The organism is Streptomyces sp. NPDC032472 (genome assembly GCF_040636955.1).
In the GTDB taxonomy this organism is placed as follows: domain Bacteria; phylum Actinomycetota; class Actinomycetes; order Streptomycetales; family Streptomycetaceae; genus Streptomyces.
The window spans coordinates 41441-65272 of record NZ_JBEZVK010000043.1; the positions used below are offsets into that span (position 1 = coordinate 41441).

General features: G+C 69.9%; 18 protein-coding genes. 9 read left to right on the top strand and 9 right to left on the bottom strand.

Annotated features, from left to right (window positions below):
• The first annotated feature begins 138 nt into the window (after positions 1–138).
• From chvE to mmsB, 3 genes are all read left to right on the top strand, one after another.
• Positions 139–1221, top strand: coding sequence for a multiple monosaccharide ABC transporter substrate-binding protein (gene chvE / locus AB0F11_RS26070; protein WP_107438220.1), 1083 nt, complete (start codon positions 139–141; stop codon positions 1219–1221).
• 104 nt (positions 1222–1325) lie between these two features.
• Positions 1326–2873: a multiple monosaccharide ABC transporter ATP-binding protein gene (gene mmsA, locus AB0F11_RS26075; RefSeq protein ID WP_079423920.1), complete on the top strand. Its 1548-nt coding sequence runs from the start codon at positions 1326–1328 to the stop codon at positions 2871–2873.
• A gap of 3 nt (positions 2874–2876) precedes the next feature.
• On the top strand, positions 2877–4130 hold the full coding sequence (gene mmsB / locus AB0F11_RS26080; RefSeq protein ID WP_362178306.1) for a multiple monosaccharide ABC transporter permease: 1254 nt from the start codon (positions 2877–2879) through the stop codon (positions 4128–4130).
• A 242-nt stretch (positions 4131–4372) separates the two neighbouring features.
• On the opposite strand, the gene AB0F11_RS26085 is transcribed toward mmsB, so the two are convergent.
• The 9 genes from AB0F11_RS26085 to AB0F11_RS26125 form a co-directional block, all read right to left on the bottom strand.
• Complete coding sequence (locus AB0F11_RS26085) at positions 4373–5479, bottom strand: aldose epimerase family protein (RefSeq protein ID WP_362178309.1); 1107 nt, start codon at positions 5477–5479, stop codon at positions 4373–4375.
• 104 nt (positions 5480–5583) lie between these two features.
• Entirely contained in the window at positions 5584–7095 is a 1512-nt protein-coding gene (araA, locus tag AB0F11_RS26090; protein ID WP_362178312.1) for an L-arabinose isomerase, read from the bottom strand.
• A gap of 16 nt (positions 7096–7111) precedes the next feature.
• On the bottom strand, positions 7112–7783 hold the full coding sequence (locus AB0F11_RS26095) for an L-ribulose-5-phosphate 4-epimerase (RefSeq protein ID WP_362178315.1): 672 nt from the start codon (positions 7781–7783) through the stop codon (positions 7112–7114).
• A complete protein-coding gene (locus AB0F11_RS26100; protein ID WP_362178318.1) occupies positions 7780–9507 on the bottom strand; it encodes a ribulokinase in 1728 nt (575 codons plus the stop codon). The genes AB0F11_RS26095 and AB0F11_RS26100 overlap by 4 nt, the downstream gene beginning before the upstream one ends.
• Positions 9508–9626: 119 nt before the next feature.
• On the bottom strand, positions 9627–10601 hold the full coding sequence (gene yjfF, locus AB0F11_RS26105) for a galactofuranose ABC transporter, permease protein YjfF (RefSeq protein WP_362178321.1): 975 nt from the start codon (positions 10599–10601) through the stop codon (positions 9627–9629).
• Entirely contained in the window at positions 10598–11644 is a 1047-nt protein-coding gene (locus AB0F11_RS26110; RefSeq protein WP_362178324.1) for an ABC transporter permease, read from the bottom strand. Before AB0F11_RS26110 ends, yjfF begins: the two co-directional genes overlap by 4 nt.
• Positions 11641–13176, bottom strand: a complete 1536-nt coding sequence (locus AB0F11_RS26115) for a sugar ABC transporter ATP-binding protein (protein ID WP_362178326.1) — start codon at positions 13174–13176, stop codon at positions 11641–11643. Before AB0F11_RS26115 ends, AB0F11_RS26110 begins: the two co-directional genes overlap by 4 nt.
• A gap of 73 nt (positions 13177–13249) precedes the next feature.
• Positions 13250–14233: an ABC transporter substrate-binding protein gene (locus tag AB0F11_RS26120; protein WP_362178328.1), complete on the bottom strand. Its 984-nt coding sequence runs from the start codon at positions 14231–14233 to the stop codon at positions 13250–13252.
• 285 nt (positions 14234–14518) lie between these two features.
• Complete coding sequence (locus AB0F11_RS26125) at positions 14519–15505, bottom strand: LacI family DNA-binding transcriptional regulator (protein ID WP_079423903.1); 987 nt, start codon at positions 15503–15505, stop codon at positions 14519–14521.
• A gap of 1471 nt (positions 15506–16976) precedes the next feature.
• Here AB0F11_RS26125 and AB0F11_RS26130 point away from each other — a divergent pair.
• The 6 genes from AB0F11_RS26130 to AB0F11_RS26155 form a co-directional block, all read left to right on the top strand.
• The gene (locus tag AB0F11_RS26130; protein ID WP_362178330.1) at positions 16977–19625 is read left to right on the top strand and encodes an RICIN domain-containing protein; all 2649 of its coding nucleotides are present in this window, start codon (positions 16977–16979) and stop codon (positions 19623–19625) included.
• 152 nt (positions 19626–19777) lie between these two features.
• A complete protein-coding gene (locus tag AB0F11_RS26135) occupies positions 19778–20725 on the top strand; it encodes an expansin EXLX1 family cellulose-binding protein (protein ID WP_362178347.1) in 948 nt (315 codons plus the stop codon).
• A 128-nt stretch (positions 20726–20853) separates the two neighbouring features.
• Entirely contained in the window at positions 20854–21384 is a 531-nt protein-coding gene (locus AB0F11_RS26140; RefSeq protein ID WP_257553333.1) for a SigE family RNA polymerase sigma factor, read from the top strand.
• Entirely contained in the window at positions 21381–22157 is a 777-nt protein-coding gene (locus AB0F11_RS26145) for a hypothetical protein (RefSeq protein ID WP_362178333.1), read from the top strand. Before AB0F11_RS26140 ends, AB0F11_RS26145 begins: the two co-directional genes overlap by 4 nt.
• A 353-nt stretch (positions 22158–22510) precedes the next feature.
• Positions 22511–22963, top strand: a complete 453-nt coding sequence (locus AB0F11_RS26150; protein ID WP_362178335.1) for a hypothetical protein — start codon at positions 22511–22513, stop codon at positions 22961–22963.
• A gap of 450 nt (positions 22964–23413) precedes the next feature.
• Positions 23414–23832, top strand: a 419-nt coding sequence (locus AB0F11_RS26155; RefSeq protein ID WP_362178338.1) for an endo-1,4-beta-xylanase, incomplete at its 3' end; no start/stop codon positions are given.

A 23832-nucleotide genomic window follows, 5' to 3' on the forward strand; every position in this document is an offset into this window, starting at 1 on the left:
TCGGCCGTACCGACCCCGAACGAACCCGGCCCGCTCCACCCCGGGCCGGTGCCCGACCCCGCTCGACCCGATCCGAGGCCCCTGCCGAGGTCGCGGCGATCGCGGCATACCACTGGAGGAATAGTGCGCAAGGTATCGATGGGCCTCGCTGCCGCGGGCCTCACCTTGGCCCTGACGGCCTGCGGCCAGAGCGCCAACGGTGTGGGCGACGGCGCAAGCGGCGGCAACGCCAAGGGTGGCCTCGTCGGCATCGCGATGCCCACCAAGTCGTCGGAGCGCTGGATCAACGACGGCGACAACATGGTCAAGCAGTTCCAGGCCAAGGGCTACAAGACCGACCTGCAGTACGGCGACAACGTCGTCGAGAACCAGGTCTCGCAGATCGAAAACATGATTACGAAGGGCGCCAAGCTGCTGGTGGTGGCCGCCATCGACGGCTCCTCGCTCACGAACGTCCTCCAGAAGGCCTCCGATGCCAAGATTCCGGTGATCTCGTACGACCGCCTGATCCGCGGCACCGGGAACGTCGACTACTACGCGACCTTCGACAACTTCAAGGTCGGTGTTCTGCAGGGCAGTTACATCGTCGACAAGCTGGGTCTCGCGAGCGGCAAGGGCCCGTTCAACATCGAGCTGTTCGCCGGCTCGCCGGACGACAACAACGCCACCTTCTTCTTCCAGGGCGCGATGAGCGTGCTCCAGCCGTACATCGACCAGAAGAAGCTGGTCGTCCAGAGCGGTCAGACCAGCCTCAGCCAGGTCGGCACGCTGCGCTGGGACGGCGGTGTCGCACAATCCCGGATGGACAACCTGCTGAGCAAGTCGTACACATCGGCCGGTGTCGACGCGGTGCTCTCCCCCTACGACGGCATCTCCATCGGCATCCTGTCCTCCCTCAAGGGCGTCGGCTACGGCAGCCCGGGCAAGGCCCTGCCGATCGTCACCGGCCAGGACGCCGAGCTGGCCTCGGTGAAGTCCGTCATCGCGGGCGAGCAGACCCAGACCGTCTACAAGGACACCCGCGAGCTGGCCAAGGTCGCGGTCCAGATGGGCGACGCCCTGCTCACCGGCGGCCGGCCCGAGGTCAACGACACCAAGCAGTACGACAACGGGGTCAAGATCGTCCCGGCGTACCTGCTGCAGCCGGTCAGCGTCGACAAGGAGAACTACCAGAAGGTGCTGGTCGACGGCGGGCAGTACACCGCCGACCAGCTCAAGTAGCCCCGGGCCTCAACGCAGGGCCGCACCAGAGCCGGGCGCGTACGGGCGGGCAGTCGACCTGACAGGCCCCGCCCGTACCGCCCCTGTCGAACGGATGCACCACCATGGCCGGACCCGTCCTCGAGATGCGTTCGATCAGCAAGTCCTTCCCCGGTGTCCAGGCGCTCTCCGACGTCACCCTGAGCGTCGCCCCCGGCGAGGTCCACGCCGTCTGCGGTGAGAACGGCGCCGGGAAGTCCACCCTGATGAAGGTGCTCAGCGGGGTCCACCCGCACGGCTCCTACGAGGGCGAGATCCTTTTCCAGGGCGAGTCCTGCGCGTTCAAGGACATCCGGGCCAGCGAACAGCGCGGCATCGTGATCATCCACCAGGAACTCGCCCTGGTGCCGTACCTCTCCATCGCGGAGAACATCTTCCTCGGCAACGAGCACGCCACCCGGGGCATCATCAGCTGGAGCACCACGCTCACCCACGCCAAGTCGCTACTGAGGCGGGTCGGGCTGGACGAGAGCCCGCACACCCGGGTCGCCGACATCGGCGTGGGCAAGCAGCAGCTGATCGAGATCGCCAAGGCGCTCGCCAAGGAGGTCAAGCTGCTGATCCTGGACGAGCCCACGGCCGCCCTGAACGGTGAGGACAGCCGCAAGCTGCTCGACCTCATCCTGGAACTCAAGGCCCAGGGCATCTCCTGCATCCTCATCTCGCACAAGCTGGGCGAGATCGCCCAGGTCGCCGACTCCGTCACGATCCTGCGCGACGGCCGGACCATCGAGACCCTCGCGGTCGGCGCCGAGGGCATCTCCGAGGACCGGATCATCCGGGGCATGGTCGGCCGCGATCTGGAGCACCGCTACCCCGAGCGGACCCCCGAGCCGGGCGAGGTCGCCTTCGCCGTCGAGGACTGGACCGTCCACCACCCGATCGACCATCAGCGCAAGGTCGTCGACGGCGTGTCGCTCGAAGTGCGGCGCGGCGAGATCGTCGGTATCGCCGGCCTGATGGGCGCGGGCCGCACCGAGCTCGCGATGAGCGTCTTCGGCCGCTCGTACGGGCGCTGTACCGGAGGCCGGGTGCTGCTGAACGGCGAGGAGATCCGCACGCGCACCGTCCCGGAGTCGATCGGTCACGGCATCGCGTACGTCACCGAGGACCGCAAGCACCTCGGGCTGAACCTGATGGACGGCATCAGTCGCAACATCTCGCTGAGCGCGCTCGGCAAGGTCGCTCGGCGCGGGTGGGTGAACGAGCACGAGGAGACCCGGGTCGCGGAGTCCTTTCGCAAGACCATGAACATCAAGGCCCCTTCGGTGTTCGCGGAGACCGGGAAGCTCAGCGGCGGCAACCAGCAGAAGGTCGTCCTCAGCAAGTGGATCTTCTCCGAGCCGGACGTACTGATCCTCGACGAACCCACCCGGGGCATCGACATCGGCGCCAAGGCCGAGATCTACACCGTCATCGCCGAACTCGCGGCCCAGGGCAAGGCGGTGCTGATCATCTCCTCCGAACTCCCCGAGCTGCTCGGCATGTGCGACCGCATCTACGTGATGGCCGAGGGCCGGCTCACCGGTGAGGTGGACCGCGCGGACGCGACCCAGGAATCACTCATGCGCCTCATGACCGTGAGCGCTGCGACCGAGAACGAGCAGGTGTAAGGCATGGCCCCGACAGAGACCACGGACACCCCGGGCACCACGGACCTCAAGACGGCCCTGCCCGTCCAGCCCGGCGGCGGTGGCGGCATCGGCCCCCTGCTGGTGCGGGCGCTGCGCGGCAACGTACGCCAGTACGGCATGCTGGTCGCGCTGGCGCTGATCGTCGTGGTGTTCCAGATCTGGACCGACGGCATCCTGCTCCAGCCCCTCAACGTCACCAACCTGATCCAGCAGAACAGCTACATCCTGATCCTGGCCATCGGCATGATGATCGTGATCATCTCCGGTCACATCGACCTCTCGGTCGGTTCGCTGGCCGCCTTCGTCGGCGCCGCCGCGGCCGTCATGATGGTCAAGCACGAGGTGCCGTGGCCGCTCGCACTGACCGCCGCCCTGCTGATCGGCGCGGCCGCCGGTGCCTGGCAGGGGTTCTGGATCGCGTACGTCGGCATCCCGTCCTTCATCGTCACGCTGGCCGGCATGCTGCTGTTCCGCGGCGGGACGCAGATCCTGCTGCAGGGCCAGTCGGTGGCTCCCTTCCCCAAGGGCTTCCAGGAGATCAGCAGCGGCTTCCTGCCGGAGGTCGGCCCGCGGACCGACTACCACAACCTCACTCTGCTGCTGGGGCTCGTCGTGCTCGTGGTGGCGGTCCTCCAGGAGGTCCGGGGCCGACGGCAGGCCGCCCGCTACGGCCTCGACCTGCTCCCGCTCGGCTTCTTCCTGGCCAAGCTTGGCGCCATCGGCGCCGCGGTACTGGTGTTCACCCTGCTGCTGGCGAGCTACCACGGCTTCCCGATCGTGCTGCTGATCCTCGGCGTGCTGCTGGTCGCCTTCGGCTACCTGATGCGCAACTCCATCCTGGGCCGCCACACCTACGCGATCGGCGGCAACGAGGCCGCGGCGAAGCTGTCGGGCGTCAAGAGCAAGCGCGTCGTCTTCCTCGCCTTCGTCAACATGGGTGTGCTGGCCGCCCTGGCCGGCATGGTCTTCGCGGCGCGTCTCAACGCGGGTACGCCGCAGGCCGGTATCAACTTCGAACTGGAGGCGATCGCCGCCGCGTTCATCGGGGGCGCCTCGGCCTCCGGTGGCGTCGGCACGGTGCTCGGCGCCCTCATCGGCGGCCTGGTGCTCGGCGTGCTCAACAACGGTATGTCGCTGGTCGGTATCGGCACCGACTACCAGCAGGTCATCAAGGGCCTGGTGCTGCTGGCCGCGGTCGGATTCGATGTCTACAACAAGCGCAGGGCCGGTTCCTGAGCCGACTCCATCCGAGTCCGGTCGCACCCGTGGGGGGCGCGGCCGGACCAGCACGCTGCCGTCAAGTTCCCCCCGCGGCGGCCGTGGCCGGCCGGGTTTCGTCCAGGCCGGCGCGCACGGGAGCGCCAGGAGCGCGACCGCGACGCCGGTCCAGGTACGGGGGCGGCAGCGGGGGCGGTCATGTCGGTCCCTCCTGGGCGGCGTGGCCGCGCACGGTGGGGGCGCGGCCGGGCGCCGCCGGGTCAGCCGGGGTCCACCGAGAACCGGTAGACGGTGGTCGAGCGGTACTCCTCCCCCGGGCGTAGGACGGTGGAGGGACAGCATGGGCGGTGCGGGGAGTCGGGGAAGTGCTGGGTTTCCAGCGCGATCCCGGCGAAGGCTGGGTACGGTGCGCCGCCCGGGCCTGTGAGCGAGCCGTCGAAGAGGTTTCCGGTGTAGATCTGCAGGCCGGGCTCGGTGGTCAGGCACTCCAGCCGCCGCCCGCTCGCCGGGTGCCGCAGCACCGCTACCGGCCGCGGGCCGTCTCCCTCGCACGGACCGAGCACCCAGTTGTGGTCGAATCCGCCGCCCGCCAGCCGCAGCTGGGGGTGGTCGGCCGTCATCCGCTCAGCGAGCAGGCGGGGCTCGGTGAGGTCGAACGGGGTGCCCTCGACCGGGAAGTGCGGGCCGTACGGGATCAACTCCCCGTCCACCGGCGTGTACTGGTCCGCGTCGACCTGCAGCACGTGGTCGAGGATGGTGCCTCTGCCCTCGCCGGCCAGGTTGAAGTAGGCGTGGTTCGTCAGGTTGACCACCGTGGGCGCGTCGGTGGTGGCCTCGTACGCGAGTGTGAGCGAACCCGCACGGTCCAGCAGATAGGTCACATGGACGGTGAGTGCACCGGGGAAGCCCTGGTCGCCGTCCGGGCTGTGCAGCGTGAAGCGGACGCCGACGCGGCTCGGCTCACGCACCTCCGTGGCGTCCCAGATGCGGGCGTCGAAGCCTTCGGGGCCGCCGTGCAGGGTGTGGCCGTTTCCCTGGGTCCGCAGCCGGTGGACGGCGCCTTCGACGGGCAGTTCGCCGCGTGCGATCCGGTTCGCGTAGCGGCCGACGGTTGCCCCGAAGTACTTCGCCTCGCCGAGCATGTCCGCCACGCTCACGCCGCCCAGCACGATGTTGGCGCGGTGCCCGTCCCGGTCCGGTGCGTACAGCGCCTGGAGCCGGGCGCCGAGGGTGAGCACCTCCGCCATGACGGCGCCCTCGGAGCCGAAGGCGTAGCGGTCGACGACCCGCCCGTCCGGGAGGGTCGCGTACGGCTCGCGGCGGATCGTCAGGGAACCGTCGTCGGGGTGGGTGGGTGCATCGGGCATGGCTGTTCGTCACTCCGATCGGGGGAGGGGGCCGGGTTCGGGAGGACCGAAAGGGCGGCGGCTCCCGAGCCGCGGCCCGGGAGGCCCCCCGCCCGCCGTCTGCGTCAGAAGCCCTGGGCCAGGCGGTGGTAGGCCTGGTTCCAGCGGATCTCCTTGGTGAACCGGCGGATCGTGGTGTCCGCGTCGATGACCAGCAGCTCGGTGGCGAGGATGTCGGCGAGGTCGCCCAGCTCCTCGGTCCCGATCGCGCTGGACAGCACGGTGTGGTGGGGCCCGCCGGCGGTCAGCCACGCCTCGGTCGAGGTGCGCAGGTTCGGGCGCGGCTGCCAGACGGCGCGCGCGACGGGGAGGTTCGGCAGCGGTTCGAGGGGCTCGACCACGTCGATCTCGTTGGCGACCAGGCGGAACCGGTCGCCCATGTCGGCCAGCCCGACCACGACGGCGGGACCGGTCCGGGCGTCGAAGACGAGGCGGACCGGGTCCTCGCGGCCCCCTATGCCCAAGGGGTGGATCTCGCAGGACGGCACGTCCGATGCGATGGTCGGGCAGACCTCCAGCATGTGCGCGCCGAGGATCAACTCCCGCCCCGCCTCCAGGTGGTAGGTGTAGTCCTCCATGAAGGAGGTGCCGCCCTGCAGCCCGGTGGACATCACTTTGAGCGTGCGCAGCAGGACGGAGGTCTTCCAGTCGCCCTCGCCGCCGAATCCGTAGCCGTCGGCCATCAGCCGCTGCACCGCCAGGCCGGGTAGCTGGCGCAGGCCGCCGAGGTCTTCGAAGTTGGTGGTGAAGGCGTGGAAGCCGCCGTCCGTCAGAAATCTGCGCAGGCCGAGTTCAATGCGCGCGGCGTAGCGCAGTGAGTCGTGCCGGTCCCCGTCCGCGCGGAGTTCGGGCGCGAGGCGGTAGGTGTCCTCGTACTCCTCGACCAGTTCGGTCACGGCGGCGTCGGCGGCCGAGTCGACGGCTGCGACCAGGTCGTTGACGCCGTACGTGTTGACCGAGACGCCGAAGCGGAGTTGGGCCTCGACCTTGTCGCCCTCGGTCACGGCGACGTCGCGCATGTTGTCGCCGAATCGCGCCAGCTTGAGGCTCTGAAGCTCGGAGCGGCCTGCCGCGGCCCGGGCCCAGGAGGCGATCCGGGCAGCGACCGAGGGGTCGCTGACGTGTCCGGCGACGGTCTTGCGTGCGACGCCGAGCCGGGACTGGATGTAGCCGAACTCGCGGTCGCCGTGGGCCGCTTGGTTCAGGTTCATGAAGTCCATGTCGATCGACGCCCAGGGCAGTGCGGCATCGGCCTGGGTGTGCAGGTGGAGCAACGGCTTGCGCAGGGCGTCCAGGCCCGCGATCCACATTTTCGCCGGGGAGAAGGTGTGCATCCAGGCGATGAGGCCGATGCAGGTGTCGTCTGCGTTGGCGTCCAGGCAGACCCGCCGGATCGCGCCGGCGTCGGTGAGTACGGGCTTCCAGACGATGTTCACCGGGATGCCGGAGTCGCCGAGTGCGTCGGCGATCCGGCGGGACTGCTCTGCGACCTGACGCAAGGTGTCGTCGCCGTACAGCCCTTGACTGCCGGTCAGGAACCAGACTTCGCGGCCCTGGACTGCCTTCTGTGCCTTCATGGGGGCGTGGGTCTCCTTAGCGGGCAGCGGGCTGCTGGCCGTACACGGTCTGATAGCGGTGGTTGAGGCGGTCGATGTCGTCCTGCGCTATCGGCAGGGGTTCGCCGAGCTGGCGGGAGATGTGGACGGTGCGGGCGACGTCCTCGCACATCACGGCGGCCTTGACGGCGGCCTTGGCGTCCTTGCCGATGGTGAAGACGCCGTGGCTCTTCATCAGGACGGCCGGCGAGCGGTGGCCCCGGAGGGTCTCGACGATGCCCCGGCCGATGGAGTCGTCGCCGATGAGCGCGAAGGGGCCTACGGGGATCTCGGCGCCGAACTCGTCGGCCATGGCGGTCAGTACGCAGGGCACGGCCTCTCCGCGCGCGGCCCAGGCGCTCGCGTACGTCGAGTGGGTGTGCACCACTCCGCCAATCTCGGGCATGTGGCGGTACACGTAGGCGTGCGCGGCGGTGTCCGAGGACGGGGACTGGTCGCCCTCGACGACCTTGCCGTCCAGGTCGCAGAGGATCATGTTCCGGGGCGTCAGCTCGTCGTACGAGACGCCGCTCGGCTTGATGACCATCAGGTCCTCGCCGGGGACGCGGGCGGAGACGTTGCCGGCCGTCCAGACGACGAGGCCGTAGCGGACCAGCTCCTGGTGGAGGTCGCTGACCTGGCGGCGCAGCAGATCGATCGGGGAACTCATGGTCGGACCTCGCTCTTCTGGGCGGCCGGGGTGGCCTCGGGGTCGGTTCGCGGGGCGGTGAGCGCCGCGTTGCGGATGGCGCGGAGGCGGTGGAGGAGCTTGTCGGGGCCGGTGCCGAAGTGGTCGTGCAGGGTGCGGTACTCGGCGTAGAGGCGGTCGTAGGCGTCGGCGCGCGCGGTGTCCGGTTGGTGGACTCCGCGGCGTACGCGGCCCATGGCGGCGGCCGCGGTGCGTACGTCCGGGTGCGCGCCGGCGGCGACGGCGGCGTGGATGGCGGAGCCGAGGGCGGGGCCCTGGGCGGACTCGGCGAGGGAGACGGGCCGGCGCAGCACGTCGGCGTAGATCCGCATGAGCAGGGGGTTCTTCTTCAGCCCGCCGGTCACGATGAACTCCGTGACGGGGACGCCGCCCTGCTCCAGGGCCTCGATGATGCTGCGGGTGCCGAAGGCGGTGGCCTCCAGCAGGGCGCGGTAGATCTCCTCGGGGCGGGTGGTGAGGGTGAGGCCGACGATGACTCCGGAGAGGTGGTGGTCGACGAGGGTGGAGCGGTTTCCGTTCATCCAGTCGAGGGCGATCAGGCCGTGGCCGCCGACGGGCTGGTCGGCGATCTTGCGGGACAGCAGCTGGTGCAGGTCCTCGCCGGTGGCTTCGGCCTCTGCGCGGTAGTGGGTCGGCACGCCTTGGCGCAGCCACCAGGCGAAGATGTCGCCGACCGCGCTCTGCCCGGCCTCGTAGCCGTAGGCGCCCTCCACGATGCCGCCGTCGACGACTCCGCAGATTCCGGGGACGTCGGCGAGGGCGGGGCCGTTGACGACGTGGCAGGTGGAGGTGCCCATGATGGCGAGCAGCCGGCCGTTCTCGACGGCCTGGGCGGCAGGGGCCGCGACATGGGCGTCGACGTTGCCGGTGGCGACGGCGATGCCCTCGGGCAGCCCGGTCCAGGAGGCCGCCTCGGCGGTGAGGGAGCCGGCCCGCGATCCCAGCGGCGACAGCGGATGCTCCAGCCGGGTGCGCGCGAAGTCGGCGAAATCGGGGTGCAGGGCGGCGAGGTAGTCCTCGCTGGGGTAGTGGCCGTCCTGGTGGATGCCCTTGTATCCCGCCGTGCAGGTGTTGCGGGTCTCGACGCCTGCGAGCTGCCAGACGATCCAGTCCGCGGCCTCGATCCAGCGCTCGGTGGCGGCGTAGGTGTCCGGGTCCTCTTCGAGAACCTGGAGCGCCTTGGCGTACTGCCATTCGGCGGAGATCTTGCCGCCGTAGCGGGAGATCCACTTCTCGGCGCGCAGGTGGGCGAGGTGGTTGATGCGGTCGGCCTGGCCCTGGGCCGCGTGGTGCTTCCAGAGCTTGGGCCAGGCGTGCGGGCGAACGCCCAGCGCGGTCTCGGCGAGCGGAGTGCCGTCGGCCCGTACCGGGAGGACGGTGCAGGCGGTGAAGTCGGTGGCGATGCCGATGACGGCGGCCGGGTCGATGCCGCTCGCGGCCACTGCGGCGGGGACGGCGGTGCGCAGCACCTCGCGCCAGTCCTCGGGGTGCTGGAGGGCCCAGTCGGGCGGCAGGGGCTGACCGGTGGTGGGGAGTTCACGCTCGATGACGCCGTGCGGGTACACGTGGACGGCGGAGCCGACCTCCTCGCCGTCGCGGACGCGGACCACCACGGCCCGGCCGGAGAGAGTGCCGAAGTCGACACCCACGACATGGCTCTCCGCGGTCTGGGGGGGATGGGGCACGGTCACTTCACATCCTTCGTACGGAGCCCCGAGAGGGCGCAGCGATGCCGCCGGGGCATCGCCCGGGGATAGTTAGCGCTAACAATGAGCCTGTCAAGGCCGGGCTCGCCTTAAGCCGGTCAGACCTTGCGACGGCCGGCGATCAGGCGCTGGAACAGGATGAAGACGAACAGCAGGCCGCCGACCACGATCCTGGTCCACCACGAGCTGAGCGTGCCCTGGAAGCTGATGACGGTCTGGATCAGGCCCAGCACGAGCACCCCCAGCGCGGTCCCGAGCAGGTATCCGGACCCTCCGGTCAGGAGCGTCCCGCCGATCACCACGGCCGCAATCGCGTCCAGCTCCAGGCCCACCGCGTGGAGCCCGTAGCCGGAGAGCATGTAGAAGGTCAGCAATACTCCCCCGAGCGCCGAGCAGAAGCCGCTGACGGCGTACACGGCCATCTTCGTCCGCCCGGCCGGGAGCCCCATCAGCCGGGCCGACTGCTCGCTGCCGCCCAGCGCGTACACGTTCCGGCCCAGCCGTGTGTAGTGCAGGACCGCGAACGCGATCACCAGCACACCTACCGCGATCAGAACACTCGGCGAGACGAACAGGTCGCCGGGCAGGGGGATCCGGGTCTGGGCGAAGGCCGTATAGGCCGGGTCGGTGAGGGAGATCGAGTCGATGCTGATCGTGTAGCACAGGCCACGGGCCAGGAACATGCCGGCGAGCGTCACGATGAACGGTTGGATCTCGAAGGAGTGGATCACCCACCCCATCGCGAGCCCGGCGCCCGTCCCCACCGCCAGGACCAGCGGGATCACCAGCAACGGCGGCCAGCCGTGCTGTTCCACCAGCCAGGCGGAGATCATCGTCGACAGTGCGACCATCGCGCCGACCGACAGGTCGATCCCTCCGGTCAGCACCACGAAGGTCATCCCGATGGCGACCACCAGCAGGAAGGCGTTGTCGATGAGCAGGTTGAGCAGCACCTGCCCGGAGAAGAATCCGTCGTACTGGACGGACCCGGCACCGAACATCGATATCAGCAGGGCCGATGTGACCAGCAGCGGGATGTACGGGCGGCCACGCGCTGCCGTGATCGCGCTCATGCCCCCACCTCCGTGTTCTCTGTCGTCAGCGGACGCGGCGTCGGGCCGCGCCCGGTCCGGGCCCGTCGGCGCGCGGCCTTGGCCCGGAAGGCGGGTGACTGGATCAGGCAGACCGCGATCACCACGAAGGCTTTGAAGACCAGGGTGGTCTCCGGCGGGATGCCGATGGTGTAGACGGTGGTGGACAGGGTCTGGATGATCAGCGCACCGATCACCGTGCCGCCGAGCGAGAACCGCCCGCCGGTCAGCGCGGTGCCGCCGACCACCACGGCGAGGATGGCGTCCAGCTCGATCCAGAGCCCGGCGTTGTTGCCGTCCGCACTGGAGACGTTCGAGCTGATCATGAGCCCGGCGACCGCGGCGCACAGCGCGCTGAAGACGTACACCAGGCATATCAGGCCCATCGCCCGGATGCCGACCAGGCGACTGGCGACCGGGTTGCCGCCGACCGACTCCAGCAGCAGCCCGAGCGCCGTACGCCGGGTCAGCAGCGACGTCAGCAGCACCACCACGACCGCGAGCAGGATCGCGAACGGCATGGTGAGCCAGTAACCGCCGCCGATCAGCTTGTAGGGCTCGCTGGTGACGGTGACGATCTGGCCGTCCGTCACCAGCTGGGCGACACCGCGTCCGGCCACCATCAGGATGAGGGTGGCGATGATCGGCTGGACACCGACCCCCGCCACCAGTACGCCGTTGATCAGCCCCAGGACGAGGGCCACCGCCAGGGCGATGGCGACGGCGCCGAACACCGTGCCCGGGCTTGCCGGGTCGGCCGCGCCGCTGATGTGCAGGCAGGCCAGCGCGCCCGCGATGGCGACGGTGGAGCCGACCGAGAGGTCGATGCCGCTGGTCGCGATGACCAGCGTCATGCCCAGCGCCACCAGGATCAGCGGGGCACCGAAGTGGAGGATGTCGATCAGGCTCCCGTACAGGTGCCCGTCCTTGACCCGGACCGCGAAGAAGTCCGGAGTGAACAGCACGTTGGCCAGCAGCAGGGCCGCGAGCACGGTGGCGGGCCAGAAGAGGCGGTGCTTGGTCATGACCGGGCTCCGCTCGCGATCGTCGCCATGATGCGCTCGGGAGTGAGCGATCCGTCGTTCGGCAGCTCGGCGACCAGCCGGCGGTCCCGCAGCACGCCCACCCGGTGGCTGAGCCGCAGAACTTCCTCCAGCTCGGCCGAGATGAACAGCACCGACATGCCGTCCCGGGCCAGCGCGGCCACCAACTTCTGGATTTCGGCCTTGGCGCCGATGTCGATGCCCCGGGTCGGCTCGTCGAGGATCAACAGCTTGGGGTCGGTGATCAGCCAGCGAGCCAGCAGTACCTTCTGCTGGTTGCCGCCGCTGAGATGGCGCACCAGCGCCTCGGGGTTGTCCGGGCGGATGTCCAGTGACCGGATCCAGCGCAGCGCGATCTCGTCCTGCTTGGAGCGGGAGAGCGGACGCGTCCAGCCGCGGGCCGCCTGCAAGGCCAGGATGATGTTCTCGCGTACCGTCAACTCCGCCACCAGACCCTCGTTCTTGCGGTCCTCCGAGCAGAAGGCGATCCCGTACGAGATCGCGGCGCGCGGCGTGCGCAGCGCGACGGTGGCGTCCTCGATCCGCACCGAGCCCTGGGAACTGCGGTCGGCACCGAACAGCAGGCGGGCCGCTTCCGTACGCCCTGACCCCAACAGTCCGGCAAGTCCTACGACTTCACCGGGCCGGATGGTGAGGTCGTACGGCTCGATCGCGCCGGTGCGACCCAGGCCGTCGGCGCTCAGGAACGGCGTGGTCCTGGCTTCGGCGGCGGGCTCGTGACGACTGGTGCCCGACAGCTCCTCCAGGCTCCTCAGTTCGCCGCCGATCATGCGGGCGACCAGTTCGACCTGGCTCAACCCGCTGATCGGGTACTCGCCCTCCAGCTTGCCGTTGCGCAGGATGGTCATCCGGTCGCATATCTCGTAGATCTGGTCCAGGAAGTGCGAGACGAACAGGATCGCCACGCCCTGGTCGCGCAACCGGCGTATCACCGCGAACAGTTGCCGCACCTCGTCGCGGTCCAGGCTGGAGGTCGGCTCGTCCAGGATCAGCACCTTGGCCGAGACGTCCACCGCCCGGACGATCGCGACCAGTTGCTGGACCGCGATCGAGTAACTGCCCAGTGGGGCGGTGACGTCGATGTCCAGGTCGAGGTCGGCGACCAGCTCTGCGGCGCGGCGACGGAGGGACGACCAGTGGATGAGTCCGAGGCGGCGCGGTTCACGGCCGATGAAGATGTTCTCCGCGACCGACAGGTTCAGGCAGAGGTTGACCTCCTGGTACACCGTGCTGATCCCGGCCTGCTGCGCCTGCAGCGGGCCGGAGATGTGCACGGGCCGGCCGCTCAGCACGACCTCGCCGCCGTCCGACTCATAGACGCCGGTGAGCACCTTGATCAGAGTGGACTTGCCGGCGCCGTTCTCACCCATCAGGGCGTGCACCTCGCCGGGGAAGAGCCGGAAGTCGACCCCGTCCAGCGCCACCACGCCGGGGAACTCCTTGCGGATCCCGTGTACTTCCAGGACCGGTTGCTGCGCACGGTGGGCAGGCATCCGCCCCCTCCTCTCGTGGTCGCGACCGGGGCCGGCCGGGTCGGATCCGGGCAGCCCCTGGTCACCGGGCCGGTCAGTACTGGCGGGTCGGCAGGGCGGCCGCGGCCTGGTCCTGGGTGAAGACGCCCTCTTCGGTCTTGATCCGGCGCGGCACCTGCTCGCCGGCCTTGACCTTCTTGACCAGGTCCATCAGCTGGTCGCCCAGGAGGGGGTTGCACTCGACGACGACGTTGATCTTGCCCTGGCTCATCGCGGTGAAGGCGTCCTTGACACCGTCGACGGAGATGATCTTGATGTCGGTTCCGGGCTTCTTGCCGGCTTCCTCGATGGCCTGGATGGCGCCGAGTGCCATGTCGTCGTTGTGCGCGTAGAGCACGTCGATCTTCGGCTGGGACTTCAGGAAGGCCTGCATGACCTCCTTGCCCTTGGCGCGTGTGAAGTCACCGGTCTGGGAGGCCGTGATCTTGAGCTTGGGGTCCGTCGTGATGACGTCGGCGAAGCCCGATTTGCGGTCGTTGGCCGGGGCGGAGCCGGTGGTGCCCTGCAGCTCCACGATGTTCACCGGGTCGCTCTTGCCCTGGTACTCCTTCACCAGCCAGTCGCCGGCCTTCTTGCCCTCCTCGACGAAGTCCGAACCGAGGAAGGTGGCATAGAGCGACTCATCCTTGGAGTCCACCGCGCGGTCCGTCAGGACGACCGGGATGTGGGCGGCCTTGGCCTCCTTGAGCACGGTGTCCCAGCCCGATTCGACCACCGGCGAGAAGGCGATGACGTCCACCTTCTGCTGGATGAACGAGCGGATGGCCTTGATCTGGTTCTCCTGCTTCTGCTGGGCGTCGGAGAACTTCAGCGTGATCCCGGCCTTCTTGGCCGCATCCTGGACGGACTTGGTGTTGGCCGTGCGCCACCCGCTCTCCGCGCCGACCTGGGAGAAGCCCACGGTGAGCGGCCTTCCGGAGTCCTTGCCGCCGGCCGGGCCGCCGCCGCCGGAACCGCAAGCGGACAGAACGGCGACCATCGTGCCGGCGACCAGGGCCGCCGCAGCTCTCTTGGACATCTTGGGATTCCTCTCGAGTGGGGAGGCTGCTCTCGGCGCGGACGGATCGACCGCGGGCAGGTGGACCAGGCAGGCCGACCGGCGCGGGAGGCGGTGGAAACACCGTCGGGGGCGATGGGCGCCCGGTGCGGCGTTGGTGCAGGCGGCGGTGCGGTCCGCGCCGTCCATGTGAACGGGATGTAGCGGTGCCGTTTCGCTTGAGTGAGATTGTTAACGCTCACAATTCCATGGACAAGGGGACCGCCATGCCGTTACCCAATCTTGACCAGGCCGTCCGCGGGCGGCCTAACGCGCCACCGGGCCGGCACTGCGCCGCAGCACCATCTCCGGCGAGATCAGCACGTGGCTGCGGGCGTGGCCGACGCCGGTCAGCTCCTCCACCAGCAGCTCAAGAGCGCGGCGTCCCAGCTCACCGAAGTCCTGACGCACGGTGGTCAGCGGTGGGGCGAAGTACGCGGCTTCGGGAATGTCATCGAACCCGACGACGCTGATGTCCCCCGGAATCGCCCGTCCCGCCTCATGGAACGCGCGGAGCAGGCCGAGGGCCATGTGGTCGTTGGCGCAGAAGACCGCCGTGACCAGAGGATCCTCGGCGATCCGTAGTCCGGCCTCGTACCCGGACCTCGCGCTCCAGTCGCCGCTCTGTACCGGTGGCACCTCGGCGCCGCCGGCCTCGAGGGCCTTGCGCCAGCCGTCCTGTCGGGTCTTGGTCTCCAGCCAGCCGGGGGGGCCGGCGACGTGGTGGACCGTGGCATGCCCGAGGTCGAGCAGGTGTCGGGTGGCTGCCAGCGCCCCCGACTCGTTGTCGACGGCCACCATCGGCACTCGGGACTGGCTGCCCGATCCGACCGCGACCACCGGCACCGCGCTGGACAGCTTCGCCACCGCGCTCACCGCCGAGATCTGCGGCGCGATGACGACGATGCCCTCCACGCCCTGGTCGCGGAGCCGGTCCACCGCCTCCTGTACGGAGCGGCTGTCCAGCGAACGCAGGCTGGCGACGCTGACGAAGTACCCCGCACTGCGCGCGGCCTGCTCGATCCCGTCCAGCATCGAGGCGGGGCCGTAGAGTGCGCTGCCGAAACTGACCACCCCCAGGGTCTGGGAGCGGCGGGTGACCAGCGCGCGGGCTGCCGAGTTGGGACGGTAGTCCAGCTCCCGGATGGCGGCGAGCACCCGGTCCCGGGTGTCGGGCCGGACGTGCGGTGCACCGTTCAGCACCCGGGACACGGTCTGGTGGGACACGCCGGCGACCCGCGCCACATCCGCCATCACGGGCTGGCGGGACTCCGGCTCGGTGCTTGCAGTTCCCACTCAAGGCCCCCTCATCGGTCGTACCAGTATGGTTCACAGCCGCCCAGTGCCTACGAGTGACGGCGCTCGGCGGTTGGACCGCTGTCGGGATCCGGTCGATGGCGCCAGGGCTTCGCAGACCTTACGACTGTCTCACGAGTGCTCACGACAGTGTATTTGTTCGCGATCACATGGCCTGTCGCAGCCTGCGAGGTCCGCCCCGGGGCGGCCCCGGCACCCCCCTGCTGCACTCCCTGTCCGACACCTTCTTCCTGGACGGCTACCGCGGCGCTGCTTTCGACGCGGCACAGCTCGTCCTTCGCCTCTCCCGCGTTCCCGGCCGGGGTCCCGTCCGCGTCACATCGTCGCCGCGCTCTCCGACCCCCCTTCGCCTCCCGCTGCACCTCAAGAGGTCCCGTGGTGACACCGACGAGACCTCCTGCAGCGACCAGCAGTTCGTTCTCGGCGACCCCGGCAAGACCGCCCTGCCCGATCTGCGAGCCGCGACCGAGCGGCCCTCACGCAGCCTCCCCCAGGACAGACGGGTGCGGTTGTACTCGGTCTCGATTCGTCCCAGTACAACGTGCGCCGGTGGTCACCCCGCCGAACAGCGGAATCGCCCCCGCCGGCAGGCGGAAATTCATCGCGCGGGTGTGGTCCTTTACAGACAGCGTCCACTCCGGCCCCCAGGGTAGTCATGCGATGGCATTGAGTGATTGCCGTCGTGTTTCAGGGAACCTCCTGGGTGCGGAGTGACGGGGCGGCCGAACGTGCCTGGGTGGGTCTCGGTCGAGCCATACGGGGGGCCTGCAGTTCGCCCTGGAAGATGGGTCAACGGAGAGTGCGTGCGCAGCAACAGCCCGGCACAGCCGCGGGGGTCCTCTCGTCGAAGAGCTTGATCCACGTGCGAGTGCGGCGAGGGTCGTCAAGCCCGCGTCGACGGCCGCAGGCGGCAGGAGCCGCCACAGCGGCGTGCCCGTGCCCACCCGGTCGCCCCCACACACATCCGAAGCCTTCCTCTCCGGGCGCCAAGCGCCCCAAGCTCCGGCCGTCTCCCGCCCAGCCATCGTGTTCACCGCGGCCTGGTCCCGATTCTTTCGGCGCGGGCCGCTGGAGCACCTGCTCAACGGCGCCACCACGCTGGCGAAGTCCCTCCGATGAGGTCTCAGCTCTTCGCCCAGCCTGCCGTCGGAAACCGCCGCGCACGAGGCGGGCTGCTGAACGGACGCGACAGCCCTCCCCCCTGCCCGATCTGACGCTGGAACGACGCGGTCTCAGTGGCCCGGTACCGGACTTCGGCGGGCGGCAACCTTTTCCGGAGCGGCGGCAACTGACGGGCACACCAGAAGGCGATCACACCCACGGGTCGCCCGATCTCCCGCCGCATGCCGCCGCGCACCGCTGACCTGAGCGGTTGTACGGGGCAGGGCCGAAGCAAGGAGTAGCCCCCATGAACGAGACGGATCCCACGGCGGACGGCCGCAGCCGGCGCAAGGCCGCGGCTGGTGGTGAGCGGCGTACGCGGGGGCGCCACCGCCGGCGCGGGATATCGATCGGCCTGATGCTGGGCGTGCCTGGAGTCCTCGGCCCCTACCTGCTGTTCGTGCAGGCCGATTCGAACGCCGCGACGGTGGATGCCGACGCCTACTACACGCTGACCTCTGTCCGCAGCGACAAGGTGCTCGACGTGCCGGGGGCGGACACGTCGGACGGCGTCTGGATACGGCAGGCGAGCCGCGTGGCAGGTGCCGCGAGTCAGCAGTGGCGGCTGAGGCAGGCGGGGGACGGCTACTACGAGGTGGAGAACCGCAGCAGCCACAAGGTCCTCGGAGTGCGCGGCGCTTCCAAGGAGTCCGTGGCGGCCGTCGAGCAGCAGACCGACCACGGTTCCGCCACGCAGCAGTGGAAGATGCAGGACGTGGGCGATGGGGCGGTGAAGTTCGTCTCCCGGAGCAACAACATGGTGCTGGACGTGTGGGGCGGCTCCACCGGCGAGGGGGTGCCGCTCATCCAGTACGCCGACCGGGGCAGCACCAACCAGCAGTGGAAGCTGGTGAAGGCGGCCGGCTCGGGCAGGTACACCTGGCACAACGCGCAGATCGTCGGTGGAGGGTTCGTCACCGGGCTGGTCTTCAACCCCGCCCGCAAGGACCTGCTGTACGCCCGGACCGACATCGGCGGTGCATACCGCTGGGACGCGACCGCCGCGCAATGGACCTCGTTGACCGACTGGATCGGTGGATCCGACTGGAACCTGCTCGGGATCGAGAGCCTGGCGACCGACCCCGTCGACCCGAACCGCCTGTACCTCGCGAGCGGCACCTACACCAATGACTGGGCGGGCAACGGCGCGATCCTCCGCTCCACCGACCAGGGCAAGACGTTCCAGCGCACCGACCTGCCGTTCAAACTGGGCGGCAACGAGGACGGCCGGTCCATGGGCGAGCGGCTGGTGGTGGACCCCGCCAACCACGGCACGCTCTACCTGGGCACCCGCAAGAACGGGCTCTGGCGCAGCACCGACTACGGCGTGACCTGGAGCCAGGTCGCCGCCTTCCCCGTCAAGGACGGTGCGAGCAGCGGCGTCGGCCTGTCCTTCGTGACCTTCGGCCCGGCCGGCAGCCGGACGATCTACGTCGGGGTGGCCGACAAGACCACCTCGCTGTACCGCTCCACCGACGGCGGCAGCAGCTGGCAGGCCGTGTCCGGCCGGCCCACAGGGCAGCTGCCGCAGCACGGTGTGCTGTCCGGTGACGGCTCGCTGTATCTGACGTACACCAATGCCCCGGGCCCGAACGGTGTGACGGCCGGTTCCGTGTGGAAGTACACGCCGTCCACCGGGGCCTGGAAGAACATTTCACCGTCCAGCGGTGGTTACGGCTTCGCCGGGCTGGCTGTCGATCCGCAGCGCCCGTCCACGGTGATGGTCACCACGCTGGACCGCTGGTGGCCCTCGGACGAGGTGTACCGGTCGACCGACGGCGGCGCCTCCTGGAAGGCGCTCGGCGCGACCTCGGTGCGGGACAACTCCGCTGCGCCGTACGTGGGCACGGGCATCGGGCACTGGATGGGCGCGCTGGCCATCAACCCCTTCGACTCCGGGCACGTGCTGTACGGCACCGGGTCGGGGATATGGGGCAGCAACGACGTGACCGCGGCGGACAAGGGGGGTGCCACGCACTGGACGGTCCCGGCCAAGGGGCTGGAGGAGACCGCGGTCCTCGGGCTGATCAAGCCCCCGGGCCTCCCGCTGATCAGTGCGCTCGGCGATGTCAGCGGATTCCGGCACGAGGACCTGACCAAGGTACCCGCCAAAGCACTCTCCGGACCGCTGTTCTCCAACACCACCGGCATCGACTTCGCGCAGGCGAAGCCGGGGTTCGTGGTCCGGGTCGGTCTCGGTGGCGAGCAGCACGGCGCCTATTCGACCGACGGCGGGGCCGGCTGGACGCCGTTCGCCGGGGAACCCGTGCGCGGAGCGGGCGGCGGGGCCGTGGCGGTCTCGGCGGACGGCGCCGCCGTCGTCTGGACGCCCGCGGGCCAGAGGCCGTTCCGCTCGACGAACCGCGGTGCGACCTGGACGGCCGCCTCCGGTCTGCCCGCGGACTCGGCCGTGGTGGCCGACCGTTCGTCGGCGAACACGTTCTACGCCCTCAAGGGCGGCACCCTGTACGCCAGCGCCGATGGCGGCAAGAGCTTCACCGCCCGGGCCGCCGGCCTGGGTGACGGACAGCTCAAGGCGGCCCCGGGCGTCGCCGGTGACCTGTGGATCACAGGCGGAGGCAACGGACTCCTGCACTCCACCAATGGCGGGGCGAGCTTCAACAAGCTCGCCGGCGTGCAGCAGGCGCACGGTGTCGGCTTCGGCAAGCCCGCCCCGGGCGCCACCTACCAGGCTCTCTACCTCAGCGGGACGCTGAAGGGCGTCACCGGGGTGTTCCGCTCCATCGACGGCGGTTCGACCTGGGTCCGGATCAACGACGACCAGCACCAGTTCGGCGGGAGCGTCATCTCCGTCATCATCGGCGACCCGGACGTGTACGGCCGGGTCTACCTGGGCGGCTACGGCCGTGGCGTGGTGTACGGCGACGTGTCCTGATCGCCCCGGGCCGGGGCGGGCGGCCGTGCGCGGCGCCCGCCCCGGTCTCGGCGACATCGGCACCGGTCCGGACCGGACCGGAGCGGCAACCTTTTCGCCTTCGGCGGCCACTGATAAGTGCGACGTCGACTCGATCTACCGAACGGATGGGCATGAGGACAACGAAACACGGTGCGCCGCGGCCGCGGCGCAGACGCGGGGCGGCCGTCGGCATTCCGTTGGCGGTGACGGCAGTCGGTGCGCTGGCCTGCCTGGCCCTCACGCTCCTCCCCGGGAGCCGGTCCGGTGTCGGGCTTCCCACCGGCGCATCCGTAGCGGCTGCCCCAACGAACGCACCGTCCAGTTCCGGGTCGCCGGCAGCAGAGGCCGGCGCCGCGACCGCATCGACGGAGCCGACGGTCACGAGCCCGCCCCCGCCGTCAGCCGTCGGTGTCCCGACGCCCTCGGCCTCCAGCCCGGCACGCACGGAGTCGCCGGCCTCTTCGGCGGGACGGATCAAGCCCTCGGTCAGCTACCAGGGAGTCGCGACTTCCTATGCCGCGGGTGACGGCAATGGTGCCTGCCTGTACGGACCGTCCGGTGATCTCATGATCGCGGCGATGAACCACACCGACTACGAGTCGGCCAAAGCGTGCGGGGCGTACGTGCGGGTCCGCGCCGCCAACGGGAACTCCATCACGGTGCGGATCGTCAACGAGTGCCCCCTGCCCTGCGCACCGGGGCAACTCGACCTCAGCCAACAGGCCTTCGCCAAGCTCGCGAACCCCTCACTCGGCCGGATCCCGATCACCTGGACGCTGCTGAGCCCCGCCGCGCCCGACACGCTCTCCATCCGGTACAAGACCGGGTCCAGCCGCTCTTGGTGCGGCGTCCAGGTGATCGGGCATCGGAACCCGGTGACGGTGCTCGAACTCCGGACCGCCAGCGGCTGGCGGAAACTGCCCCGCACCGACTACAACTACTTCCTCTCCACCGGCGGCAGCGGATGCGGCGGAGCGATCAGGGTCACCGACCTTTACGGAGAACAACTGACCGTCGAGGGGATCGCACTGAAACCGGACGTCGCGCAAGAGACCCGCGTCCAGTTCGCCCGGCATTGACCGTGCCGTCCACCCACCGTCACGGCTCTGCCCCCGCGATCGGCCACTGTCCGGCCGCGGTGACGGGCACTGTTACGCTCGAGCCGATTGTTAACGCGCACATAGCAGGGAGAGGGCGACCGGGGGAGATGCTCCTTCATGACGCGTCCGCGGAGTTTCACGACTTCTTCGAACGCCACTACGCCGAACTGGCCCGTCTCGCCCATCTCCTGACCGGCGAGACGGACGCGGCCGACGACCTCGCCGCGGATGCCCTGGTCGCCCTGTGGCAGCGCTGGGACCGGCTTCGCAAGGCTGACCACCCGCTCGCCTACGCTCGCGGCGTGGTCGCCAACATGGCGCGGGAACGGATCCGCAGTGCGGTGCGCGAGCGGCGCCGGATCGCGCTGTTCTGGTCCCGCAGTCCGGAGCAGGTGGCGGGGCCGGACGTGGCGGCCGTGCTGGACGTACGTACGGCGCTCGCCCGGCTGCCGTTCCGGAAGCGGTCGTGCGTGGTGCTGCGCCACGCCTTCGACCTCTCGGAGAAGGACACCGCGGCGGCGCTGGGCATATCGGTCGGTACGGTCAAGAGCCAGACCTCGAAGGGAATGGCCGAGTTGGAACGGATACTTGGCACACGAGCGGTCGGCGACCTGGTGGCGGGGAGGAGGAACCGGTGAACGAGGACATCACCCGTCGGCTGCGCGACGCCGCCGAGGCCCACCAGCCCGATCGCGCCCGGATGCTGGCCCGCGTGGAACGCGGGGCGGCCGACGGCACCGTCCGTCACCGCACACCGTCCATCGCGAGAACCTGGCCCAAGGCCGCCCTCGCAGGCCTCGCCATCACCGCCACCCTGGCCACGGGTGGTCTCGCGGTCGCGGGCATCGTCCGCACTCCGCCACCGTCGGACAGCGCCACCACCCCCGCGACCCCGTCCCCGACGTTTCTTTCCCGTCCGACGCCCTCTGCTCCCACCACCCCCGCCGCCCCGGCCCCGACTCCGACCACCACGGCCCCGGTCGGCCCGCGCCCCACTCCGCTGCCCAGCAGCCGGGTTCAGAACGGGCCCCTGTCGTCGGACGGCTCGGTGGATCCGCACAGCACCGTCTACTGGGCCCAGAGCAACCTCACTCTCAAGACCACACAGCCGCTCACCTCGCTCACCGTGGAACTGCGCATCGCCCAAACCGGCGGCGTGCAGAACACCGGCAACTGGCGCACCCTGCCGAGTGAAGACTTCATCGTCACCGTTCAGGAGGCCGGCGGAGCGCTGGTCTACCGCTGGGTCCTCAAACCGGGCCGTACCGTGCCGACCGGCCAGCATGAATTCGCCGGCCAGTACAACCACGCCACCGGCGTGCGCAACGCCACGGACGACGGCTACCGCGTCGACACGCAGACCCCGGGCGGCTCCGTCGCGGTCTGGGGAAGGTTCACCCCGGCACGGTAAGGCCCGGCCAGGTTCCGGCCGAGGAGTCAGGGGCCTCGCGGCGAAAGCCGATCGCCTCCTCATCGGCTGGGACGGTCTCCGTACATCGGTGTGGCGCAAGCGGATCGCGCGGCACACCCGCGGATGTCCGGTCTGCGCGGCGACGAAGACGGAACGGGTTCCGGTCGAGCGACTGCTCCTCAGCCTCGCCCCACTGGCGGTCCCGGCCGGGCCCATCGCCGCGCTGGCCGCCAAGGGCCTGCTGTCGGGTACGGCGGCCGGCGCCACCGGGCTGGCCACGGCACCCGTCGCCGTCGGCACGGCGACGGGGGGAGGCAGTCTGCACAGCTTGTCTGATCGGCAAACTCCACGCGGTGACCGCTCATCCGCTGGTGGCCCTCGCCACCGGCGCGGTCCTCGTCACCGGGACCGCCACCTACGTGACCTGGCCCGAACCGGCGCATCGGGTGCCCGGCGTCATCCCCGCTCCCACGGCCGGCAATCCCACGCCGATCCCGTCGAGCACCATCACGTCGGCCGGACCGTCCCCGGTGAGTCCGCCGGCCGTCGCGGGCACTGTTCCGCTGGGCGCACAGTCGCTGGAGTCCGCGGACGAGCCCGCCCTGTACCTCACGTATGCCGGCGACTTCGCGACGCTCGGCCGAGTCTCGGCGTCCAGCAGCGCGCAGACGCGGCAGCGGGTCACCTTCACGGTCGTCGGGGGCTGGCCGACACTCGCCACGATCCTGCACCACGCTGTTCTCGACCTGGCAGCGAGCCGAGTGCTGCGCCGAAACCGGCTTCGGTCCGCGTTCGTCGACGGCTGACTCGGCGTACCGGCTTGAAGGCTGATCAGCGCGACCGCCACCGATGACACCTCGCTGGTGATCAGGGCGGCGCCCTTTCCACAGGACGACCGGAACGCAGGGCTTGGCATAACGCTTTTCGCCCGCGTGATGCATCACCGGGCAATCATCCGGGCGGCGCCATTTTTCTGTTACGAGGCCATCAGTTCGGAGGCCTCCATTGTGTGGGGTGCTCTTCCCGCCGCTCACCTTGACGGGCCGGCGTGGCAGGTCCCCCGACTTTCCCCGTTGACGTATCCCCTGAAAGAAAGCCGCTCCAATGACGCGACACACCCACGCCTCCCGGGCGATCGGTAGGCAGGAACGGGCCCAGGCCCTGCCCCGCCCCCGACCCGCGACGGATCAGGCCGTACCGGCCGATGCGCGCACGATCACGGCATCCAGGGCGACTTGCGGCCCCCGAGGAGAATCATGAAGGGCCTGCACCGGCTCGGCCGGCGTCGCCGAACAGTGGTGATAGGAATGTCGGCCGCGGCGCTGGTGGCTGGTGCCGTGACGCTCCTGCCCAGCTCCGCCGGAGCCGCCGCCCTGGGTACCCAGGCGGCCCCCTCGGGCAGGTACTTCGGCACCGCTGTGGCGGCCGGCAGGCTCGGCGACTCGAAGTACGCCGCAATCGCGGACCGGGAATTCAACATGATCACCCCGGAGAACGAGATGAAGTGGGACGCCGTCGAACCGTCCCGCGGCAACTTCAACTTCGGCCCCGCTGACCAGATCGTCAACCGCGCCATGGCACACGGCCAGCGCCTGCGCGGCCACACCACGGTCTGGCACTCGCAGCTCCCGTCCTGGGTCGGCTCCATCGGCGACGCGAACACGCTGCGCAGCGT